17 protein-coding genes and 1 pseudogene are annotated in these 22,999 nt (G+C 30.1%); 17 read left to right on the forward strand and 1 reads right to left on the reverse strand.

The annotated features are described in order from the left end of the window. Positions 1-49 precede the first annotated feature (49 nt). From gap to secG, 11 genes and pseudogenes are all read left to right on the forward strand, one after another. Positions 50-1,051 (forward strand): type I glyceraldehyde-3-phosphate dehydrogenase, encoded by a 1,002-nt coding sequence (gap, locus tag M4I33_RS03645; protein ID WP_194191179.1) that lies wholly within the window; start codon positions 50-52, stop codon positions 1,049-1,051. Positions 1,052-1,162: 111 nt separating this feature from the next. Then, positions 1,163-2,353, forward strand: a pseudogene (gene pgk / locus M4I33_RS03650) (phosphoglycerate kinase). 100 nt (positions 2,354-2,453) lie between these two features. Further along, complete coding sequence (gene tpiA, locus M4I33_RS03655; protein ID WP_194191181.1) at positions 2,454-3,200, forward strand: triose-phosphate isomerase; 747 nt, start codon at positions 2,454-2,456, stop codon at positions 3,198-3,200. Positions 3,201-3,389: 189 nt separating this feature from the next. Then, positions 3,390-4,922 carry a 2,3-bisphosphoglycerate-independent phosphoglycerate mutase gene (gpmI, locus tag M4I33_RS03660; protein WP_257915525.1) on the forward strand — a complete coding sequence of 511 codons (1,533 nt, stop codon included), beginning with the start codon at positions 3,390-3,392 and terminating at the stop codon, positions 4,920-4,922. A 145-nt stretch (positions 4,923-5,067) separates the two neighbouring features. Next, positions 5,068-5,736 carry an ABC transporter ATP-binding protein gene (locus M4I33_RS03665; RefSeq protein WP_257915526.1) on the forward strand — a complete coding sequence of 223 codons (669 nt, stop codon included), beginning with the start codon at positions 5,068-5,070 and terminating at the stop codon, positions 5,734-5,736. Between the two features lie 3 nt (positions 5,737-5,739). Then, on the forward strand, positions 5,740-8,187 hold the full coding sequence (locus tag M4I33_RS03670) for an ABC transporter permease (protein ID WP_257915527.1): 2,448 nt from the start codon (positions 5,740-5,742) through the stop codon (positions 8,185-8,187). Between the two features lie 85 nt (positions 8,188-8,272). Next, entirely contained in the window at positions 8,273-8,938 is a 666-nt protein-coding gene (locus M4I33_RS03675; protein WP_257915528.1) for a response regulator transcription factor, read from the forward strand. 7 nt (positions 8,939-8,945) lie between these two features. Beyond that, positions 8,946-10,196 (forward strand): sensor histidine kinase KdpD, encoded by a 1,251-nt coding sequence (locus M4I33_RS03680; RefSeq protein WP_257915529.1) that lies wholly within the window; start codon positions 8,946-8,948, stop codon positions 10,194-10,196. A gap of 51 nt (positions 10,197-10,247) precedes the next feature. Further along, entirely contained in the window at positions 10,248-10,742 is a 495-nt protein-coding gene (locus tag M4I33_RS03685; RefSeq protein WP_308367161.1) for a protein kinase, read from the forward strand. 345 nt (positions 10,743-11,087) lie between these two features. After that, positions 11,088-12,383 carry a phosphopyruvate hydratase gene (gene eno, locus M4I33_RS03690; RefSeq protein WP_194191188.1) on the forward strand — a complete coding sequence of 432 codons (1,296 nt, stop codon included), beginning with the start codon at positions 11,088-11,090 and terminating at the stop codon, positions 12,381-12,383. Between the two features lie 153 nt (positions 12,384-12,536). Continuing rightward, the gene (gene secG, locus M4I33_RS03695; protein ID WP_194191189.1) at positions 12,537-12,767 is read left to right on the forward strand and encodes a preprotein translocase subunit SecG; all 231 of its coding nucleotides are present in this window, start codon (positions 12,537-12,539) and stop codon (positions 12,765-12,767) included. A gap of 410 nt (positions 12,768-13,177) precedes the next feature. On the opposite strand, the gene M4I33_RS03700 is transcribed toward secG, so the two are convergent. After that, on the reverse strand, positions 13,178-13,993 hold the full coding sequence (locus M4I33_RS03700) for a hypothetical protein (protein WP_257915530.1): 816 nt from the start codon (positions 13,991-13,993) through the stop codon (positions 13,178-13,180). A gap of 508 nt (positions 13,994-14,501) precedes the next feature. On the opposite strand from M4I33_RS03700, the gene M4I33_RS03705 reads away from it, so the two are divergent. The 6 genes from M4I33_RS03705 to M4I33_RS03730 all read left to right on the forward strand — a co-directional run bounded on the left by M4I33_RS03705 (position 14,502) and on the right by M4I33_RS03730 (position 22,860). Then, positions 14,502-16,508 (forward strand): sodium-translocating pyrophosphatase, encoded by a 2,007-nt coding sequence (locus M4I33_RS03705; RefSeq protein WP_257915531.1) that lies wholly within the window; start codon positions 14,502-14,504, stop codon positions 16,506-16,508. Positions 16,509-16,690: 182 nt separating this feature from the next. After that, positions 16,691-18,925, forward strand: a complete 2,235-nt coding sequence (gene rnr, locus M4I33_RS03710) for a ribonuclease R (protein WP_257915532.1) — start codon at positions 16,691-16,693, stop codon at positions 18,923-18,925. Positions 18,926-19,073: 148 nt separating this feature from the next. Further along, entirely contained in the window at positions 19,074-19,544 is a 471-nt protein-coding gene (gene smpB / locus M4I33_RS03715; RefSeq protein ID WP_257915534.1) for an SsrA-binding protein SmpB, read from the forward strand. A 170-nt stretch (positions 19,545-19,714) separates the two neighbouring features. Beyond that, entirely contained in the window at positions 19,715-20,602 is an 888-nt protein-coding gene (locus M4I33_RS03720; protein ID WP_257915535.1) for a DMT family transporter, read from the forward strand. A gap of 646 nt (positions 20,603-21,248) precedes the next feature. After that, complete coding sequence (locus M4I33_RS03725) at positions 21,249-22,265, forward strand: TDT family transporter (protein ID WP_257915536.1); 1,017 nt, start codon at positions 21,249-21,251, stop codon at positions 22,263-22,265. Between the two features lie 202 nt (positions 22,266-22,467). Beyond that, a complete protein-coding gene (locus M4I33_RS03730; RefSeq protein ID WP_257915537.1) occupies positions 22,468-22,860 on the forward strand; it encodes a hypothetical protein in 393 nt (130 codons plus the stop codon). The last annotated feature ends 139 nt before the right edge of the window (positions 22,861-22,999 follow it).

Genomic DNA, 22,999 nt, shown 5'->3' on the forward strand with positions numbered 1-22,999 from the left:
CGTTTATAAAAAAAATTTTTATAAAGGCTATTTTTAGGAGGTATTTACAATGGTAAATGTAGCAATTAATGGTTTTGGAAGAATAGGAAGATTAGCTTTAAGATTAATGATCAACAACCCTGAGTTCAACGTTGTTGCAATCAACGACTTAACAGATGCTAAAACTTTAGCACACCTATTCAAATATGATTCAGCACAAGGAAGATTCGATGGAGAAATCGAAGTTAAAGAAGGAGCTTTCGTAGTTAACGGAAAAGAAATTAAAGTTACTGCAGAAAGAGAACCTAAAAACTTACCATGGGGAGAATTAAACGTAGACATCGTTTTAGAGTGTACTGGATTCTTCGCATCAAAAGACAAAGCTTCAGCTCACATCGAAGCAGGCGCTAAGAAAGTTGTTATCTCAGCTCCAGCTGGAAACGACCTTCCAACAGTTGTTTACAACATAAACAATGAAATATTAAAAGCTAGCGATACAGTTATCTCAGGTGCTTCATGTACTACTAACTGTTTAGCACCAATGGCTAAAGTATTAAACGATCAATTCGGTTTAAAAGAAGGATTCATGACTACAATCCACGCTTACACTAACGATCAAAATACTTTAGATGCACCACATGGTAAAGGTGATTTAAGAAGAGCAAGAGCTGCTGCTGCTTCAATCATCCCTAACTCAACTGGAGCTGCTAAAGCTATCGGATTAGTTATCCCAGAATTAGCTGGTAAATTAGACGGAAACGCACAAAGAGTTCCAGTAATAACTGGATCATTAACTGAGTTAGTTTGCGTACTTAACAAAAACACTACAGTTGAAGAAATCAACGCTGCAATGAAAGCTGCTGCTAACGAATCATACGGATACACTGAAGATCCAATAGTATCATCAGACGTAATCGGAATCAGCTTCGGATCATTATTCGATGCAACTCAAACTAAAATCATGGAAGTTAACGGAGAACAATTAGTTAAAGTTGCTTCATGGTATGATAACGAAATGTCATACACTAACCAATTAATCAGAACTTTAGGATACTTCGCTAACTTAAAGTAATCTATTAATTAGATAGTAATTAAAAGTTTTATAAGTCTGGTTTTGTAGTATAAGGCTATAAGGCCAGACTATTTTAAAATTCAAATATAAATTTTATAAGAGGTGAATGAGATGAACTTCAATAAAAAGACTGTAGAAGATATTCAAGTTAAAGGTAAGAAAGTCTTAGTAAGATGTGACTTCAACGTTCCATTAAAAGATGGCGTTATAACTGATGAAAATAGATTAAATGGAGCACTTCCAACAATCAAATACTTAGTAGATAATGGTGCAAAAGTTATCCTTTGCTCACACATGGGTAAACCAAAAGGAGAAGCTAAACCAGAATTCTCTTTAGCACCAGTTGCTAAAAGATTAAGCGAAATGCTTGGTAAATAAGTAGTTTTTGCAGCTGACGACAACGTTGTTGGAGAAAATGCTAAAAAAGCTGTTGCTGATATGAAAGACGGAGACGTTGTTTTATTAGAAAACACAAGATTCAGAAAAGAAGAAACTAAAAACGGAGAAGAATTCTCTAAAGAATTAGCTTCACTTGCTGACGTTTTCGTTAACGATGCTTTCGGAACTGCTCACAGAGCTCACTGTTCAACAGTAGGAGTTACTGAGTTCTTAGATACAGCTGTTTGCGGATACTTAATTCAAAAAGAATTAAAATTCTTAGGAAGCGCTGTTGAAGCACCAGAAAGACCTTTCGTTGCTATCTTAGGAGGAGCTAAAGTTTCAGATAAGATCAACGTTATAAACAACCTTTTAGAAAAAGTTGATACATTAATCATCGGTGGAGGAATGGCTTACACATTCTTAAAAGCTCAAGGATATGAAATCGGAACTTCATTAGTTGAAGCTGATAGATTAGACTACGCTAAAGAAATGATCGATAAAGCAGCAGAAAAAGGAGTTAAATTCTTATTACCTGTAGACCACAGAGTAGCTGCTGAGTTCAAAGATGTTGAAGCAGTAGTAACTGAAGATCAAAACATTCCAGCTGGATTCATGGGATTAGATATCGGACCTAAAACAGAAAAAATATATGCTGACGCTGTAAGAGAAGCTAAAACAGTTATCTGGAACGGACCTATGGGAGTATTCGAATTCGATAACTTCAACAAAGGTACTATTGCAGTAGCTGAAGCTATGGCAGAATCAGATGCTACTACTATTATAGGTGGTGGAGATTCAGCTGCAGCTGTTAACATCTTAGGATTCGGAGATAAAATGACTCACATCTCAACAGGTGGTGGAGCTTCATTAGAATTCTTAGAAGGTAAAGTATTACCAGGAATCGATGCTTTAAACAGCTAATTTAAAAAATAGTTTTTATAAATTAATATTGGCCATCCGGAAGAGAATATTTTGGATGGCTAATTTACTAAATAAGTAAATTATTATAGAGGTGAATTAAATGAGAAAACCAATAATCGCAGGAAACTGGAAAATGCACAAAACTCCAGCAGAAGCTGTAGAAATGATAAACGAATTAAAACCATTAGTTAAAGATGCTACTTGTGATGTAGTAGTATGCCCAACTTTCGTATGCTTAGATGCTGCTTTAAAAGCTGCAGAAGGATCAAATGTTAAAGTTGCTGCTCAAAACATGCACTTTGAAGAAAAAGGAGCTTTCACTGGAGAAGTTTCACCAGTAATGCTTAAAGCTATGGGAATCGAGTACGTTGTAATCGGACATAGTGAAAGAAGAGAATACTTCAACGAAACAGACGAAACTTGTAACTTAAAAGTTAAAGCTGCTTTCGCACACGATATAACTCCTATCCTTTGCTGTGGAGAAACTTTAGAGCAAAGAGAATCAGGAAACTACGTTTCAGTTTTAGCTGGACAAATCAAAGCTGACTTAGCTGGATTAACTAAAGAGCAAGCTGAAAAAGTTGTTATCGCTTACGAGCCAATCTGGGCTATCGGAACTGGTAAAACTGCTACTTCAGAGCAAGCTAACGAAACTATAGCTGCTGTAAGAAACGTTGTAGCTGAAATGTTCGGTAAAGAAGTAGCTGATAAAGTAAGAATCCAATACGGTGGATCAGTTAAACCAGGAACAATAAAAGAGCAAATGGCTCAATCAGACATTGACGGAGCTTTAGTTGGTGGAGCTAGTTTAGTAGCTTCAGACTTTGCTGCTATCGTTAACTACTAATTCTAAGTATTAGATTTATTAGTAGATTTAACTAAAAAAGCAATAGTCATGATTGAATAGTAATTCTTTCATAACTATTGCTTTTTATTGTTATGGAAATTTTATTGTAGTATAATAAAAACGGTACAAAAAGAGAAATTTAATATTAAGATGTACTTGATTGTTTTTAAATAAATGGAGGTAGAGATTATGACTAAAAAACCTGTAATGTTAATGATAATGGACGGTTTCGGTTTAGAAGCAGCTTCAGAAGGAAACGCAGTATCATTAGCTAAAAAACCTAACATAGATAGATTAATGAAGGAATATCCAAACACAACTTTAGAAGCTTCAGGAATGGCTGTTGGTCTTCCAGAAGGACAAATGGGTAACTCAGAGGTTGGACACTTAAACATAGGTGCAGGAAGAATTGTATACCAAGAGTTAACTAGAATAACTAAAGCTATGGCTGACGGAGAAGTTTTCGAAAACGAAGCTTTAAAAAATGCTATGGAACACGCTAAAAAGAACAACACAGCACTTCACTTAATGGGACTTTTATCTGACGGAGGAGTTCACTCTCACATAGAACATTTAAGAGGATTATTACAATTCGCTAAAAATGAAGGAATACAAAAAGTATATGTTCACGCATTTATGGATGGTAGAGACGTTGCACCATCATCAGGTAAAGAGTTTATAGCTAAAACTGAAGATATGATGAAAGAAGGAGGAGTAGGTCAAATCGCAACAATCAGCGGAAGATACTACGCTATGGATAGAGATAACAGATGGGAAAGAGTTGAACTTGCTTATAACGCTATCGTTAAAGGTGAAGGTGAAACTGCAAACAGCCCTCTTGAAGCTATCGAAAAATCATACCACGATAACAAAACTGATGAGTTCGTATTACCATGCGTAATAATGGAAGATGGACACCCAGTTGCAAAAGTTAAAGATGGAGATTCAGTAATATTCTTCAACTTTAGACCAGATAGAGCTAGAGAACTTACAGCTGCATTAGCTGAAAAATCATTCGAAGGTTTCAAAACTGAAAAAATGAACTTAACTTTCGTTACAATGACTCAATACGATAAAACTTTTGAGTGTGTTGAAGTTGCATTTAAACCACAAACTTTAACTAATACTTTAGGAGAGTTCGTTTCAGCTAAAGGATTAAACCAATTAAGAATAGCAGAAACTGAAAAATACGCTCACGTAACATTCTTCTTTAACGGAGGAGTTGAAACTCCAAACGCTAACGAAGATAGAGCATTAATAGCTTCACCAAAAGTAGCTACTTATGACTTAAAACCAGAAATGAGCGCTTACGAAGTAACTGATGAATTATTAGCTAGAATAGATAGCGATAAATATGACATGATAATCTTAAACTACGCAAACCCAGATATGGTAGGACATACAGGAGTTATCCCAGCAGCTGTTAAAGCAATCGAAACAGTTGATGAGTGTGTAGGAAAAGTAGTAGATAAAATATTAGAAAAAGATGGATCATTATTTATAACAGCTGACCACGGAAACGCTGAAAAAATGATAGACTTCTCAACAGGAAATCCATTTACAGCTCACACAACTATGCCAGTACCATTTGTTTGGGTTTCAAACCACACAGCAGGTAAAACATTAGAGCACGGTAAACTTTCAGATATAGCACCAACAATGCTAGGAGAAATGGGATTAGAACAACCAGTTGAAATGACAGGACATTCTTTAATCAAATAATTTAAGTAATAAAAACCACCTCAAGATTTCTTGAGGTGGTTTTTTGCGTTTATTACTAAATTGTAGTAAATGAATTAATTCTAAGGTAATATTTAAAATGTAATATTAAAGTATAAAGTTAAATAGAAGCTTTAGGAGGGTAAATATGAAGATAATAAAAGTTAGAGATTTAAATAAGGTTTATGGAAAGAAGGATAATTTAACTTATGCTTTAAAAAATGCAAATTTAGAAATAAATAAAGGTGAATTTATAGCTATAATAGGGGCATCAGGTTCTGGGAAAAGCACTTTGCTTCAACTTATAGGAGGTGTTGATTTTCCAACATCAGGAGAAGTTATTATAGATAACGAAAACATATATAATTTAAAAGAAAATCCACTAGCTATTTTTAGAAGAAGAAATATAGGATTTGTTTTTCAAGATTTTAATCTTATACCAATGTTAACTGTTGAAGAAAATATAGAAATGCCAGTTCTTTTAGATTGTAGAAAAGTAGATAAAGATTATAAAAAAGATTTAATTAAAACGCTAGGTTTAGAAGGTAAAGAAGATTCATTACCGTCAGAATTATCGGGAGGGCAAAAGCAAAGGGCAGCTATAGCTAGAGCTTTAATAAATAAACCTTTAATAGTTTTAGCAGATGAACCTACAGGTAATTTAGATAGTGAAAATTCTAAAGAAGTTTTAGAACTTTTAAAAGTTTCAGTTAAAAAGTATAACCAAACAATAATCGTAGTTACTCACGACATAAATATTGCAGAGGAAGCAGACAGGATTATAAGGATAAAAGATGGGATAGTTACGGAGGGGTAAACTGTGAAAAATTATACTGAAATTAGTAACAGAAACTTTAAGATAAATAAAAGGAGAAATATATTAACTATAATCGGGATAACTTTAGCTACTATAATAATCTTTGCTATAGGGACTTTTATTTTAAGCACTAGAGAAAGTCTCATAAGTAAAGAAAGAGAAAACAGTAACTTTGAAATTTTATATAATGATATAAGTTCCAAAAGCCTTTTAAAAATAATAAATAACGCTAGGGTTTTAGATAATTATTCTATATCCACTAAAGCTACTTCAAAAAGTAAAGATGGGAAAATTGACTTTTTAATAAAAGAGTATTCTAATAATGCCTTTAATAACATCTTTAGTAATGAAATAGTAAAAGGAAATCTTCCTAAAAACAGCAGTGAAATAATTATAGAAAATAATATAGCTAAAGAACAAGGATATAAAATTAATGAAGAAATAAAATTAAGAAGCGGAAAAGAATTTAAGATAGTTGGCTTTTATAAACCGTTTGTTACAACTAATAATAATATATCAAATATTTATTCATTAGATAATGATAAGTTAGATAAAGATAAAAAGTATGATTTATATATAAATTTAAAAGATAATAAAGATGCTAAAATTAAAGCTAAAAAAATAGGGGAAGAAGCAGGTTTAAGCGCAAAAGAGATAAATAATATAAGGTTTAATGAAAAACTTTTAACTCTTTCTTCTAAAGATGGTTTACCTAAATCTATGACGAGAATTGCAATTATAGTTATAGGTCTTATCATATTATCAACTATAACAGTTATTTATAATTCATTTAATCTATCTATTATAGAGAGGATAAGAGAGTTTGGAGTACTTAAAGCTATAGGTATAACAGGGAAACAAATGAAACTAATATTATTTAAAGAAGGATTTTTAATGTGTTTAATCTCTATCCCTCTTGGAATAATTATAGGATATTTATCTTTAGTATTTTTAGTAAATGTTTTAGTCGGGAGCTTAGGAATAATAAATTTTAAAATAAGTATAGGGTTTTATAAAGAAATTGTATTTTTAACGGTTAGTATAGTTTTACTTACTGTATTTATATCTATTTTAGGTCCAGCTAGAAATGTATCTAAAATAAGTGCAGTTAATGCTATAAAAAATTCAAATGAATATAGAAAAGAAAAACTTAAAAGAAGAAATGCTAAATTAATAACTAAAATATTTAAAATTGAGGGTAATATAGCTTACAAGAATATAAAAAGAACCCCTAAGAGGTTTATAGTAACTGTTTTAGCTTTAACTATATCAATTATAATATTTAATGTGTTTACTAGTCTTATCTTAGAGATTAAATCAGAAGTTAAGATGATGTATGGAGTAAGTGAATTTAAAGCAGAAGTAACAGCTAAAGAAAAAGATAAAAAAGGTTTATCAAAGGATGTAATAAATTATATTTATAATACCGAAGGAATAGAAAACAGATTAAGTTTTGTATCTGACTATATTAATTTATCTTTAGAAAAAGATAAATTAACTACAAGGGCTAAAGAAATATTTAAAATTAAAGACTTAAATAACGGGTTTGTAGAGCCAGAACAAGGGGTAGAAGTGAGTTCTGGAAATGAAGAGATGTTTAGTTTTCTATCTAAAAATAGCAAAGAAAAATATGATCTTAAGGAGATGGTAAAAAATAATGAAATAATACTTTTAGATACTACAACTTATATAAAAGATAAAAAAAGAGTATTTGAAAGGCTTACTAATTATAAGATAGGAGACACTATAACATTTAAAGATAAAGATGGAAATAGTAAAAAATTTAAGATTAAAGATATATTAAATAAAAATGATATAAGTGGCGGAAGTCAATTCTTTAATATAGGAATTATTATGCCAAAAGAATTATATAATAAAGAATTTAATGACTTAGATATTAATGGGGTGTTATTTTCTTATGATGAAAATTTAAGCGATAAGGAAATTTCAAATATTGAAGATAGATTTATTAAAAATAAGGATATTAAATATTTGAATATCAAAGAACAGGTTTTGAATACTTTAAGAATTTATGACATTATGTCCCTATTTGTATATTCATTTATTATAATAATTACATTAATCTCTGTTATAAATATATTTAATACTATAGGAACAAATGTGATTTTAAGAAAGAGAGAATTTTCTACTTTGAGGGGAATAGGCTTAACAAATAAGCAGCTAAGAAAAATAGTATTATTAGAAGGTGCTTTTTACGGTATATTTGCCTCAATAATTGGAGGGATTATATCTTTAGTGCTATTGAAATTTACGGATAGTTTATTTGTAGTTTCGGTAGGTATAGTAGAAACTAAAAGTGATTTTTATAAAGTAATTCCATTTTTAATTTCGATTTTTGGTTCTATTTTAATTACCCTTTTAGCAAGTGTTCCACCACTTAATAAATTAAAAAAGAAATCTATAGTAGAAGGTCTTAGAGAAGAAGATTAAATTATAAGGTTACCTAAAATTAATAGGTGACCTTAATTTTATAATTAATAGAAAGTATTGTAAAATATACTATGAGGTGAATAAAATGGCTAAAATACTACTTGTTGAAGATGATGTTACTCTAGGAATGGGGATAGAGTATACTTTAAAAAATGAAGGATTTGAAGTTATAAATAAAAAGAGTTTAAAAGAGGCTAGAGAAAGCCTTTTAGATAATATAAATTTAATACTTTTAGATATTACACTTCCAGATGGAAATGGTTTTGATTTTTGCAAAGAAATAAGAAAAGAATTAGATACGCCTATAATATTTTTAACAGCCTGCGATGAGGAAGCTAATATAGTTTTAGGGTTAGATTTAGGCGGAGATGACTATTTGACAAAGCCTATAAGAATTAGAGAATTAATCGCGAGAATAAATGCGGTTTTAAGAAGAAGAGAAAAGAAAAAACTTGATAATAGGATAATAAGGTTTGGAGATATTAGTATCAATCCTTTAAGGTGCGAAGTTAAGAAGTTAGGTGAAAAGATAAATTTAACCTCTGGAGAATACAAGTTATTATTATATTTTGGAGAAAACATAGGACAAGTTTTATCAAGAAAGCAATTATTAGAAAATATTTGGGATATTGAAGGAGATTTTATAGAAGAAAAAACATTAACGGTTTATATAAAAAGACTTAGAGAAAAGCTTGGAGAAAAAAATTATATCCAAACTATTAGGGGGCTTGGTTACAAGCTTAATAAGTAGGTGAATTATGTTTTATAAGATGTTTAGAAATAAAGAGATTAAGACTTTGACTTTTAAAATAAGTATAGTTTTGATTTTGGGGATAATTTTAGGTGCTATTGCTGTAGAAAGTAGTATAAAAGGATTAAATGAATCTTTAATAAATCAAAATGCTAGTATAATTTCAAGTATAAATAGTGGTAAATCTACTGGAGAGATAGTTAAAAACTTTTATGAAACTCCAGACTCAAAAGATATTAAAAGAGGAAAAGAAATATTAAATTCTTACGGATATAATAAGGAGCTAGAACTTAGTAGCAATGATATTTTAAAAGAATTTAGATTTAATATGTTATTAAAAGTTATAGTGATAATAACATTAATTATAATAGGTGCTTACTTTATTTCCTTTAATCTTTTTAAAGATATTTATAATTATTTTTCAAACTTAGCTAAAGAAACAGAAAAAGTAATAGAGGGAAAATCTAAAATTATAAAAAATGTTTACAAAGAAGGAGAAATATATATCCTAACTGATAGGTTTAACAAAATGACAGAAAGAGTAGATTTAACTTTAAAGAGATTAGAAGACGAGAAGCTTTATTTAAAAGATTACCTAGCAGATATATCACATCAATTAAAAACTCCTTTAGCATCACTTTTTATGTTTAATGATTTACTAAGTGAAAATGAGAACATGCCATTAGAGCAAAAAAGATTATTTTTAGATAAAGGTGAAGAACAGCTAGAAAGGATGGACTGGCTTATACAAAATCTTTTAAAAGCCGGAAGGCTTGAAGCAAATGTTATAGAGTTTAATAAGAGAAGTGAATCTTTAAATAAAATAATATACAGAATTGAAAATTCATTTAGAGATTTAGCTAAAGCAAAAGATATAAGCATAAATATCTATTTAAAAGAAGAAGTTTATTTAGTTTGTGATGATAAATGGCTTGAAGAGGCATTAAGTAATATAGTTAAAAACTGTATAGAATATACTAGGCCTAATGGATATATAAATTTAGATGTAATAGAGACTAAACTTCAAACTAAGATTATTATAGAAGATAACGGAATAGGGATTGAAAAAGAAAATATAAATAAGATTTTTAATAGGTTTTATAAAGGAGATAATAAGGAAGTTAACCCGAAGAGTATAGGGATTGGTCTATATTTAACTAAAAACATATTAAAAAATATGGGGGGAGAAATTAAAGTTTTTAGTGAAGTATCAAAAGGAAGTAAGTTTATAATAACATTTATAAAAGAATCACATTAAGAAAATTTACTAATAATATATATTGAGAGAAATAATATATAGGAAGTAAAAATGAGAAAAAATTATGCTTACTCAGCGGACTTTGATTTAAAAACAGAAAAGCTTTTAAAAGATGCTAAGTACTTAGGTCAAGGAAATAACGGAATAGTTTACGAGTTACCTCATAACAGAATTATAAAGATTTTCCTAAAAGAAAAAATATGCAAAGCTGAAGGTATGACTTTAAAGAGAACTAAAAAGTCTAAATATTTTCCAAAGATATATTTTTTAGGAGAGCTTTATATAATTAGAGAAAAGGTAGAAGGGGTTAGGCTAGATAAGTACATAAAGCGAAACGGATTAGATAAAGAAATATCTAAAAAGCTTTATGATTTACTTAAAGAGTTTAAAAAATTAGGCTTTGTAAAACTTGATACTCGTTGCAGAGATATTTACGTAACTAAGGATAGAAAATTAATGATGATAGACCCTAAGGGCTGCTATACAAGACGAGTTGATTTTCCAAGGCACCTTATGAAAAAACTAAATAGTCTTAAATTATTATAAGTATTTTTAACACATATAGAAGAAATAGATGAAGAAAAAAGTAAATATTGGAGAAGTCAATTAGATAAGTACTTTAAAAAGAAAAATATAGAGTATGAAGTATGACTTTATTTCATTAAAAATAGCCGCTTTATTAATAATGTGGCTATTTTTGCGTCTTTAAATTAAAAGGGTAAATAAAATGAAGAAGATATAAGGATTTTGAAATAGGTGTAGACTTTGTAACTTTTTAGTGATTTTTTATTTCAAGTGATTGAAATTATCAATTAGAAGAGATATAATACACATAAAGAGAAGAATATTAGTTAAAACTATAAATAGTTTTAATTTCAGGAGGTATAAATTATGAAACAATTTGCAGAAATAGTAGATATAAGAGCAAGAGAGATCTTAGATTCAAGATCATTCCCAACAGTAGAGGTTGAGGTTACTTTAGATGATGGTACAGAAGGCGTTGCAGCAGTTCCATCAGGAGCATCAACAGGAATTTATGAAGCTGTTGAGTTAAGAGATGGTGACAAAGAAAGATTTAACGGAAAAGGAGTATTAAAAGCTGTTGAAAATGTTAATGACATAATAGCAGATGAGTTAATAGGCTTAAATGCTTTAGATCAAACATACATCGATAAACTTTTAATAGAATTAGACGGAACTGAAAATAAAGGAAAACTTGGAGCAAACGCTATTTTAGGTGTTTCGCTTGCAGTTGCAAAAGCAGCAGCTAAATATTTAGGCTTACCTTTATATCAATATGTTGGTGGAGTAAACGCAAAAGTTTTACCAGTACCAATGATGAACATCATAAACGGTGGAGAACATGCTGATAACTCAGTAGATTTACAAGAATTTATGATTATGCCAGTAGGTGCTAAAGACTTCAAAGAAGCTTTAAAAATGTGTTCAGAAACATATCACGCTTTAAAGAAAATCCTTAACGATAAAGGATATTCAACAGGAGTTGGTGATGAAGGTGGATTCGCTCCAGATTTAAAATCAAACGAAGAAGCTATAGAAGTTATAATTGAAGCTATAAATGCTGCAGGTTATAAACCAGGAAAAGATATGTTTATAGCACTTGACCCTGCTTCATCAGAATTCTTCGAAAATGGAAAATATGTTTTAAAACATGAAGGAAAAACATTAACTCCAGAAGAAATGGTAGATTTCTATGAAAACCTAGTAAACAAATATCCTATCATATCTATAGAAGATGGTATGGCAGAAGAAGACTGGGATGGATGGAAAATCATGACTGATAGATTAGGTAAGAGAATTCAATTAGTTGGTGATGACTTATATGTTACAAACACTAAGAGATTAAAAATGGGTATCGAAAGAGGAGTAACTAACTCAATCTTAATCAAATTAAATCAAATCGGTACTCTTACTGAAACTTTAAATGCTATAGAAATGGCAAACAGAGCTGGATACACTGCAGTAATATCTCATAGATCTGGTGAAACAGAAGATACAACAATTGCTGATTTAGTTGTTGCTGTTAATGCAGGTCAAATCAAAACTGGAGCACCAGGAAGATCAGAAAGGGTTGCTAAATACAATCAACTTCTAAGAATTAGTGAAGAGTTAGATGATGTTGCTGAATACAGAGGTATGGATGCATTCTTTAACTTAAAAAAATAGAAAACAATTAAGGTAATGCGACGGCGCATTACCTTTTTTTTATATGTAAAATGAAAAATTTGGGAAATTGTATAGCGCTAAAAAGTATGTTATGATATACTTATTAAGTTGAATTATGAAAAATTGCGATAAGAAATAATAGGAGGTGTTCCCATGCAAAATATATTATTCTTAATAGAAGGAATATTAGGCATAATTGTTATAGTAAGCATTTTAATGCAACCAAGTAAATCAGATGCGCTTAGCGGACTTATTCAAGGAAGTAGCAACGAAACTTTCTTCTCAAAGAATAAAGCGAGAACAAAAGAAGTTATACTTGAAAGAGTAACAGTTGTATCTATGCTTCTTTTTGCAATAAATACGTTAGTTTTACATTTTATTTAAGAAGTGTGGGAAACCAAGTTAAGTTTAAGCATCCGTAAGGGTGCTTTTTTATTTTAAAAAAATCATTTTTAAAAGAAATTTTTTAAGCAATAGCAATCATATATTATTTTATAGTAATCCTAAAATCCTAACGAAATGTTATAGTATTTTGTTGTTAGGCTGAGGTATTAAGGTTTTAAGAGTACAGCTATTGAAATGTTATACTATAGTGTTTTAAATTTAGTTTAATTTGATTCTATTCATAATAAGGTATCTATACAAGTTAAATTTAGATGCATTAAAGTCATATAAATAAAAAACAGCTAAAGCTATCGAAATGTTATAGCACAGTGTGGTTAAACCTAGAAATTATATCTAGTAGAATAAATGAGACTTTAAAAAGTAAAACAATATTTAATCTTTATAGTAAATTATAAAAAGTTAATTAATTCTGGTACTCTCTTATCAAAGATACATGAAAATAAATGCAAATATAAATTAAGATATTTAGTAGCAACGCCCCTAAAATGGTTTATCCATTGATGCAGATAAGCTATATAATCTCTAGAAGATTCGAAGCATTCTTTATATTTATCTTTAATTTGGATGACATTATTGTTCTTATTCAGTTTTTTAGCGATATTAATAGAAAATCTATCATTTCCAAATAAATAATCATAAGATTTGAATTTAAAATTTTCTTTGAAATTAATTAGTGCCTTATTTTGAGAAAACTTACCTATAATAGTTATTTTAGATAAAGAAATATTAGTAACAGTAAGGTTTATACCGACGTGACTTCGTATTCTCTCAGGATCCATCTTTCTGTAAATATACTTTTTTACTTTTTCTTCTTCAGGGATATTCTTATCACCTTTTTTACTATAGAAAAAAGGTGTATGCCTTAAAATGGTTGTGGAATCTAGACAAATATTATTTGTTTTAGAATCAATTGCATTAAGATAAATATGGCGCCACTTAAAAGCAGTAACTAAGCTGATGTTTAGTATTTTTGCGCATTGTCTTAAAGGTATCCCTTCAATTAAAAGAGTGTAATATTTTTCCCAAGTGGCTAGATCTTTTTTAGAATTAAAGTTTATAGCATCTTTGTTTTGAGAAAAAGTTTTGCTGCACCATTTGCACTTAAATCTTTGAGTGTTTCCGTGTTTACCGTATTTAATAATATCTGTTTTGTTGCATTTAGGACAATTTGATACATTGAATTTAGAAGCTTTATATTTATCCATAAAATCACCTCACCTAAAATTATTACCAGTGGTTAAGAGTTTAAACAGATAACTATAAAAATAAGCTTAAATTATAAAAAGTTTATTTAATCAGGAGGTTGTTTTTAAGCTTATCTATAAATAAAGCAACAAAGTGATATAACATTTCGTAATCTTTTTTGAAATAATGAAAAAATATATAAGTATATCTAAAACAACAAAATTATATAACATTTTGTAAGCTTATTTGAAATAGGAAGAAAGTACATTAAGAAGCCTAAACAACAGAGAGGTATAACATTCCGTAAGTTTTTTTAAAATAATAAAAAATATATAATCAAGGTTATAGAACAACAAAAAGCTATAACATTTTAGTAGCTTTTTGTTCATTTTAAAATAAACTATATTAACTAAACAGTAATTAAAATATGTAAAAAACTTTTTTAAATGTAGGTAAATTTAGCATAAAACTTATCTAAAATCATAATTTTAAATGTAGAGAAAAAAATAATTATGAGAGGTGAGTAAAATGGAGCTTTTAATTATACCCCTTGTCTGTGGTATCAGTGCATTAATAGTGTTATTTTTTATGTCTAAAGATATTTTAAAGAAAGATCCTGGCGATGAAAAAATGGTGGAAATAGCGACCCACATAGAAGAGGGAGCTATGGCATTTATTAAAAAAGAATACTCGTATTTATTAGTATTTATAGTAATAGTATTTACGATGATTTTAGTATTTTTAAATTATCAAACAGCTTTAGCGTTTTGTTTTGGGGCGATTTTCTCGATGCTTGCAGGCTTTATTGGGATGAAGATTGCTGTTAAATCAAATGTTAGGACAGCAAATGCAGCTAAAAAGGGAATAAAGGAAGCATTAGATATCGCTTTTTCAGGTGGAGCCGTTATGGGGCTTTGCGTTGTAGGGCTTGGACTTGCAGGACTATCTATAATGTGTATAGTTTTTAATTTAGAGGCTAGTTATATTACTGGGTTTGGGCTTGGAGCATCATCTATAGCACTTTTTGCAAGGGTAGGTGGCGGAATCTATACTAAAGCTGCTGATGTTGGAGCGGATTTAGTAGGTAAAGTTGAAGCTGGAATTCCTGAAGATGACCCTAGAAATCCAGCTGTTATAGCTGATAATGTAGGTGATAATGTTGGGGATGTTTGCGGAATGGGAGCAGACCTTTTTGAATCTTATGTTGGATCTGTTATTTCAGCTATAACACTTGGATCTGTTTTGATTTCTAGTATTGGAAAGGGAAGTGCTATTTATCCTATGATTCTTGCAGCAGCTGGGATTGTTGCATCGCTTATAGGAATAATAGGGGTTAAAACTTACAAAGGGGATAACCCTCAAAAGGCTTTAAATAGAGGTACAACTATAGCTGGGGTTATTTCTTTAGCAATAGGTGCTTTAGCTTGTATATATTTATTTGGAGATTTAAATTTATTTGTTCCTGTAGTTGTAGGTGTAGTTGTAGGTTTAGCTATTGGGAAAATTACAGAAGTTTATACATCTTCTGATTATAAATCTGTAAAAGAAATAGCTAATGAGTCTCAAACTGGGGCGGCTACTAATATTATTTCAGGGCTTGCAGTAGGGATGAAATCTACTGTGCTTCCTATTATTTTAATAATAGTTGGAATACTTATTTCTTATTTCACTGTAGGTGGAGATGCGATTTTAGGACTTTATAGTATATCTATAGCAGCTGTAGGAATGCTTTCGACTACTGCTTTAACTGTTGCAGTTGATGCTTATGGACCAATTGCAGATAACGCTGGCGGAATAGCTGAGATGAGTGAACTTGACGAATCTGTTCGTGAAATTACAGATAAGCTTGACTCTGTAGGAAACACAACAGCTGCAATAGGAAAAGGCTTTGCTATAGGGTCTGCAGCTTTAACAGCTTTAGCTTTATTTGCATCATATACTCAAGCTGTTAATTTGGAATCTATAAACCTTTTAGACCCTTTAACTTTAGTTGGGGTTCTTATAGGGGGAATGTTACCATTTTTGTTTGCAGCATTAACTATGCAATCTGTAGGAAAGGCTGCTGTTAATATGGTTTCTGAAGTTAGAAGACAATTTAAAGAAAAACCTGGTATATTAGAAGGGACTGAAAAGCCAGACTACTCAAAATGCGTTGAAATTTCAACTAGGGCTGCTCTTCATGAAATGATAATTCCAGGAATTATAGCAGTGTTAGCTCCTTTAGCTGTAGGAATAGTGCTTGGGGCAGAAGCTTTAGCTGGGCTTATAGCAGGTGGGGTTGTTACTGGAGTTATGATGGCTATAATGATGGCAAACGCAGGGGGTGCTTGGGATAACGCTAAAAAATATATTGAAGGCGGAAATCTTGGAGGAAAGGGAAGTGATTCTCATAAAGCAGCTGTAGTTGGAGATACTGTAGGAGATCCTTTTAAGGATACATCAGGTCCATCTATGAATATTTTAATTAAGCTTATGACAATAGTATCTCTAGTATTTGCACCACTTATAGTTAAAATTGGAGGACTATTATTTTAAAGTGAGTAAAAATTTAAATGATTAGTTAAGTTTATAGTAATAAAGATAATATTATTAGAAAATAAAAGAAAAATAGATAGAAATATATAGAAATGTGATAGTATATAGGTAAGGAAGAATAATATAAGAAAAATATGGTTAGCATATAATAAGTAATATAGATAATATACGGAGGAAAATTAATGGGAATAAAGCAAACGTTACTAGAATTCATGCGTGAAGAAGCTTACAAACCTATGGATATACAAGGTTTGGCAGCGGTTTTCGATATTAGAGCAGATGAATATAGAGCATTTAAAAAAGTATTAAAAACTATGATAAAAGAAGGTCTTATAGTTAAAACAGCAAAAGAAAAATACGCTGTTCCAGAAAGACTTGGATTAGTTAGAGGTAAATTACAAGCACATAGCAAAGGGTTTGGATTCGTTATTCCAGACGCTGAAGGTGAAGCAGACTTATTTATCCCTATATCTAGTATGAATAGTGCCATGAACGGAGACAAAGTAATTGCACAAATAACTAGAGAAGATAGAAAAGGTAAAAAGCGTGAAGGTGAGATAGTAGACGTAGTAGATAGAGCTAACAAAACAATGATAGGAGTTTTCGAAAGTAGCAAAAACTTCGGTTTTGTAGTTGCAGAAGATATGAGAATAAACCAAGACATATTTGTTCCTAAAAGAGACTCTCTAAACGCTGAAGATGGTGATGTAGTTATAATCGAGATAACTAAATGGCCTGAAAGAAGAAGAAGCCCTGAAGCTAAGGTTATTGAAATCTTAGGTAAAAAAGGCGAAGCTGGACTTGATATACTTACAATTATCAAAAAGCACGGACTTCCAGAGGAGTTCCCAGCGAAGGTATTAAATTTTGCAGATAATATATCTGAAGAAATAGATAAAAAAGAATATAAAAGAAGAACTGACCTTAGAGACCTTAGAATGGTTACTATAGATGGTGAAGACGCTAAAGATTTAGATGACGCTGTTTCTATAGAAAGATTAGAGGACGGTAATTATAGATTAGGGGTTCATATAGCAGACGTATCTCACTACGTTCGTGAGAAAAACCCTCTAGACAAAGAAGCTTTAAAAAGAGGTACATCAGTTTACCTTATAGATAGAGTTATTCCGATGTTACCTAAACAGTTATCAAACGGTATCTGTTCTTTAAACCCTCAAGTAGATAGATTAACTTTAACTTGTTTTATGACTATAAACGATAAAGGTAAAGTTTTAGACCACGAGATACATGAGAGTATTATTAGAACTAACGAGAGAATGACTTATACGGACGTAACTAAGATTTTAAGAGATAAAGACGAAGAATTAATTAAAAAATACGATTATCTTTATGATGATTTCTTAGCTATGGAAGAACTTGCAAAAATCCTTAGAGGTAAAAGAATGGGTAGAGGAGCTATAGATTTTGATTTTGAAGAATCAAAAATCATATTAAACCCTCAAGGTAAACCTATAGATATAAAACCTTACGAAAGAGCTATTGCAAACAAAATAATAGAAGAATTTATGCTTGTTTGTAATGAAACTATAGCTGAGTATATGTTCTGGACTGATCTTCCTTTTGTGTATAGAATTCACGAAGACCCAGACGATGAAAAGCTAGATAGATTTAAAGAATTCGTCTACAACTTAGGCTACGCTATAAGATGGCCTCAAGAAACAAGACCTAAAATTCTTCAAGATGTACTTGAAAAAGTAAAAGGTAAAAAAGAAGAAACTGTAGTTAGCACATTACTTTTAAGATCAATGATGCAAGCTAAGTATTCTCCAGAATGCGTAGGTCACTTCGGGTTAGCGGCTAAATATTACTGCCACTTTACTTCTCCTATAAGAAGATACCCAGACCTTCAAATACACAGAATTATAAAAGAACACCTTAACGGTAAAATAGATCCAGAAAGAGAAAAAGCTCTTAAAGCAGCTGTTGAGTATTCTTCAAGACAATCTTCTGAAACAGAAAGAGCAGCACAAGACGCTGAAAGAGAAGTTGATGATTTAAAGAAAGCTGAATACATGCAAGAGAGAATAGGAGAAGAGTTCGAAGGAATAATATCTTCTGTTACATCTTTTGGTATGTTTGTTGAGTTACCAAACACTATAGAAGGCTTAGTTCATATCACAGCTTTAGATGATGATTACTACATCTACGATGAAACTCATCTATCATTAATCGGAGAAAGAACTAAAAACATCTACAGATTAGGTGACGAAGTTAAAGTTGTTTGTAGTAGAGTTGATATTGCAAACAGAGAAGTTTACTTTGATTTAGTAAAACCTCTAGACGAAGAAGAAAAAGAAGAGGAAGAAGCTAAAGAACTTATAGAAAGTATAGGTTCAGAAGTTAAAGCTACAATCAAAAAGGAACTAGAAAAAGAAGAAGAGATAGAAGAAGTATAAAATCTTAGGGTGTTAGATTATTTAATCTAACATCCTTTTGATTTTACTTTTTATTAAATGAACCTTAATTGCTAAAAGCTAAAAACTATATTATAATTTTAGATATTAGTAATGAAAAAGATTTAGTGCTGTAAAGTAGGTGAAAAAAATGGCAAGAAAAAAAGATGTTAATTCTTTAGCTGAAAATAGAAAAGCAAGACACGATTATTTCGTAGAAGAAGCTATTGAAGCTGGCTTAGTTTTAGTAGGAACTGAAGTTAAATCTATAAGAGAAGGTAGAGCAAACCTTAAAGATTGTTATGCTGAAGTTAGAAACGGAGAAATATTTATTAGAGGGATGCATATTAGTCCTTACGAACAGGGAAACATATTTAATGTAGATCCTTTAAGAGATAGAAAATTACTTCTTCACAAGCAGGAAATCGGAAGGCTTGCAGGGCTTGTATCTAGAGAAGGACTTACTTTAGTACCTTTAAAGTTATATCTTAAAGGTGGAAGAGTTAAAGTTGCTTTAGGTATATGTAAAGGTAAAAAGAATTACGATAAGAGAGATTCTCTTTTAGAAAAAGCACATAAAAGAGATGTTGAAAGAGAATTAAAAAACAGAAATAGATATTAAATTACAGGCTAGATTATGAGAGTATTCCCATTCTAGCTTGTTTTAATTATATAGGCAAAAACCTATTTACTAGATTTAGAGTAATAATTTACCTTGTAAATGTTATCAGAAATGTAGTAGAATAGATTGGTGTCACGAAAAACAATCAAAAGATGAGAGGAAGATAATTAATGAACAACAAAAAAATAGGTATCTCGCTAGTAGTAATGGCAACATTCTTTTGGGCTATTATGGGAGTGAGCAGTAGATACTTAACGAATGCAGGGGTCACTCCAACAAGTATTTCATTTTTCAGATGCTTAATTGCAGCTGTAGGATTTTCAATATTTTTAGCTATCTTTAATAGAGCAGCTTTTAATATTAATTTAAAAGGAATTATAATTAGTTCATTATACGGTATTGTTGCCTTTGGACTATCATTTACAACATTTAATATAGCTGTAGAGAGAGTTCCAATAGCTGTAGCTACAGTTTTAATGTTCACAAACCCTATTTGGGTAACAATTTTTAATGCAATATTCTTTAAAGAGAAGATATCAAAGAAAAAGGCATTTATTATTGCACTTGCAATAATAGGTTCAATTCTTATAGCTAACCTTTTAGGAACTAATATTGCTGATTTAGATTTTGTAGGAATATTTGCAGGATTATTAACAGGTATAATCTTTGCACTTCAAATAGTTATTCCACGTTTCTTTGAAGGGACATACACTAAAGACAGTATGCTTATATACGGATTTATAGCAAGTACTATAGTTTTAGCATTATTTACTGACTTTAAAGGATTATCAAATACGCTAAGTACAAGCGTTTCACCTTCTATGATAGTAATAAATATCTTAGCGATAGGTGTATTAAGTACATTTATAGCAAATATAGCATACGTTAAGGCTACTGATTACATTGAATCAGGACTTGCAAGTGTGTTAGTTGCTTTAGAGCCTGTTTTAGGAAGTTTATTTGGTTTCATATTCTACGGAGAAACTTTAACAGTTTTCCAAATATTTGGGGCACTTTTGATAGTCGTAGCAGCTATTTGGCTAGCGAAGGCTGATTAATATATTTATATTTTTTTAGGATATTACACGGGTTAAGTGTAATATCCTTTTTGAGTTTATAGAAATTCTAAGTGTAAAGGATTGTATAAATTATGAACATATTGTAAAATATATGTATAATTAGAATTAAATTCTTAGGGCTAGGGGTAAGTGAATAAATAAATTAGGAGATTAGGGGTTAAAACTTTTAATTAATACATAACTTTAATAATTTAGTATTTCTAAAAATTTATATGTATACGTTTAATTTGTAGAAGATATAAGTTAAATGTTATAAGAGTGATAAAGGCTAGGGAAATGTTATATTTAAATGTTGTTCATTATATTAATTGCTTTTGTAATATTTAAATTAAAATAATAAAATGTTAGTAAATGGTATTAAAAATTATAAGAAAATAAAAAAAATGAACCTTTTACTAGAACTACTGGAATGTTATAGGAGGGTGTTGTTTAGAAATAATAAATAATTAACAACAAAATAATACAACATTTCGTAAGGAAATTTAGTTTAATTTAAGTTTAAAGCATTGGAAACACTAACTCATAAGTAAAAACCTATCACTTATATAATATAGATATATTTTACTTATCAAGATAAAGGGAATATACTTAGCACATAAGAACGAAACAGAGTTGAGGTGAAGGTATGAAACGATACTTAGACAAATTAGAAAGGATGCCAATTGGAATTAGTGGAACTTGCTTGGCATTCATTACTTTAAGCAATTCATGGCAAATAAAAGGGATAAATTATTTAAAGCCTGTAGCAATAACAATAGCTTGTTGCATGCTTGCATTAATGTTTATTAGAATGATTAGATTTCCCAAAGTCGTAATTAATGAAATAAAAAATCCTGTAACAGGTACATTTTATCCTACAATTGGCATGGTTGTTTGGCTAGTATCTGGTTACTTTTATCCTAAATTTCCTGTTATATGTAGTTATGCTTGGATTTTAGCAGTAGTTTATCATTATGGAATAGTAGTTTTTTATACAATAATAAGAATTAAAGAAAGAAATTTCACAAACGTAATGCCTACTTGTTTTATAGTTTATACAGGGATGATCACAGGAGCAGTTGCTAGTAAAGGGATGGATGGGGTTATTCCACAAATTCCAGCTATAGCACACTTTATGTTGATGTTTGGATTTATATTCTATACTGTTTTACTACCAGTAGTCTTATATATTGTATTTAAAAGTGAGATTTTAGATGATCACAGTTTACCTACAGTAGGAATAATTTGCTCACCAGCTCCTCTTGGAGTTGTTGGAATACTGACTATTGAGAAAAATCCAAGCAATTTAATGCTTGCTTGGCTAGTTATAACAGGGTTAGTTCTTTTAATAGTAGTTTATGGATATATCCTAAAACTATTTAAAGAAGGCTTTAAGCCAACATATGCAGCATTTACATTCCCCCTTGCGATAGCAACTTTAGCTGCATATAAGCTTTCAGCCTACTGTGCTAGTTTAGGTTCAATGGACCTATCATATATATTTAAATTAATGGGTGATGTCGAAATATTTATAGCAACTTACGTAGTATTCTTTATACTAATTAATTTCTTAAATATGTTCGTAAAAGCAATAAACCCAAGACTAGAAAAAGAACTAGAAAAAGATGAAGAACTAATTGCAGGTTCTTTATACTCAAAATAATCAACTTCAAAAAAATTCACATAAAATCAAAAAGTACGTTGAAAATTAAGTTTTAAGGGAAGGCCAGTTTAGAAATAAACTGGTTTTTTCTTTTATAAATAAAATTAAAATAACAGCTTTAGTTTTATGGATAAAAGTGAATAATTTGGTAAAATAAAAATCTTGTGCTATAATCTCTAAGGGACGAAATGGAGGGCATAATATGCAAGAAAACAACTTTATAAAAAACAAAACACTAGAGGAAAAAATATATCTAGTAGGTTTTGCGCTAGGAATTATATCATTATTTTTACCTTGGGTAAATATGGGATTTATCAGTGCTAACGGATTTCAACAAGATGGGTATTTATTATTAATACCGATGTTATATCCTATAATAACATTATTTAGCAATAAGAAAAGAAATAATATTATAAACATAATACTAGGAATATTAAACATAATCTTTAGTATTGGATTTATGATGAGCAAAAATGTTACTATATTTGGGCAAAGCATAAACCCATCAGGAGCTGGACTATACATTATGATAGTTGCAACTATCGTAATTGGAGTTGGATGTTTCTTAGAATTTAAAAATTCAAAAAAAGCTTAATAATTATGGCATCTTCTTAAAAGAAGGTGCCTTTTTTGATTTTACTTAAGATTAATTAAGTAGTAAGGGGAATTCCTTTATTTTTGTAATATTTATCTAACTTAAATATGATAATATTAATATAGACATATTTAATGAT

It is taken from the genome of Clostridium sp. LY3-2, assembly GCF_024705715.1.
Classification (GTDB): Bacteria; Bacillota; Clostridia; order Clostridiales; family Clostridiaceae; genus Clostridium.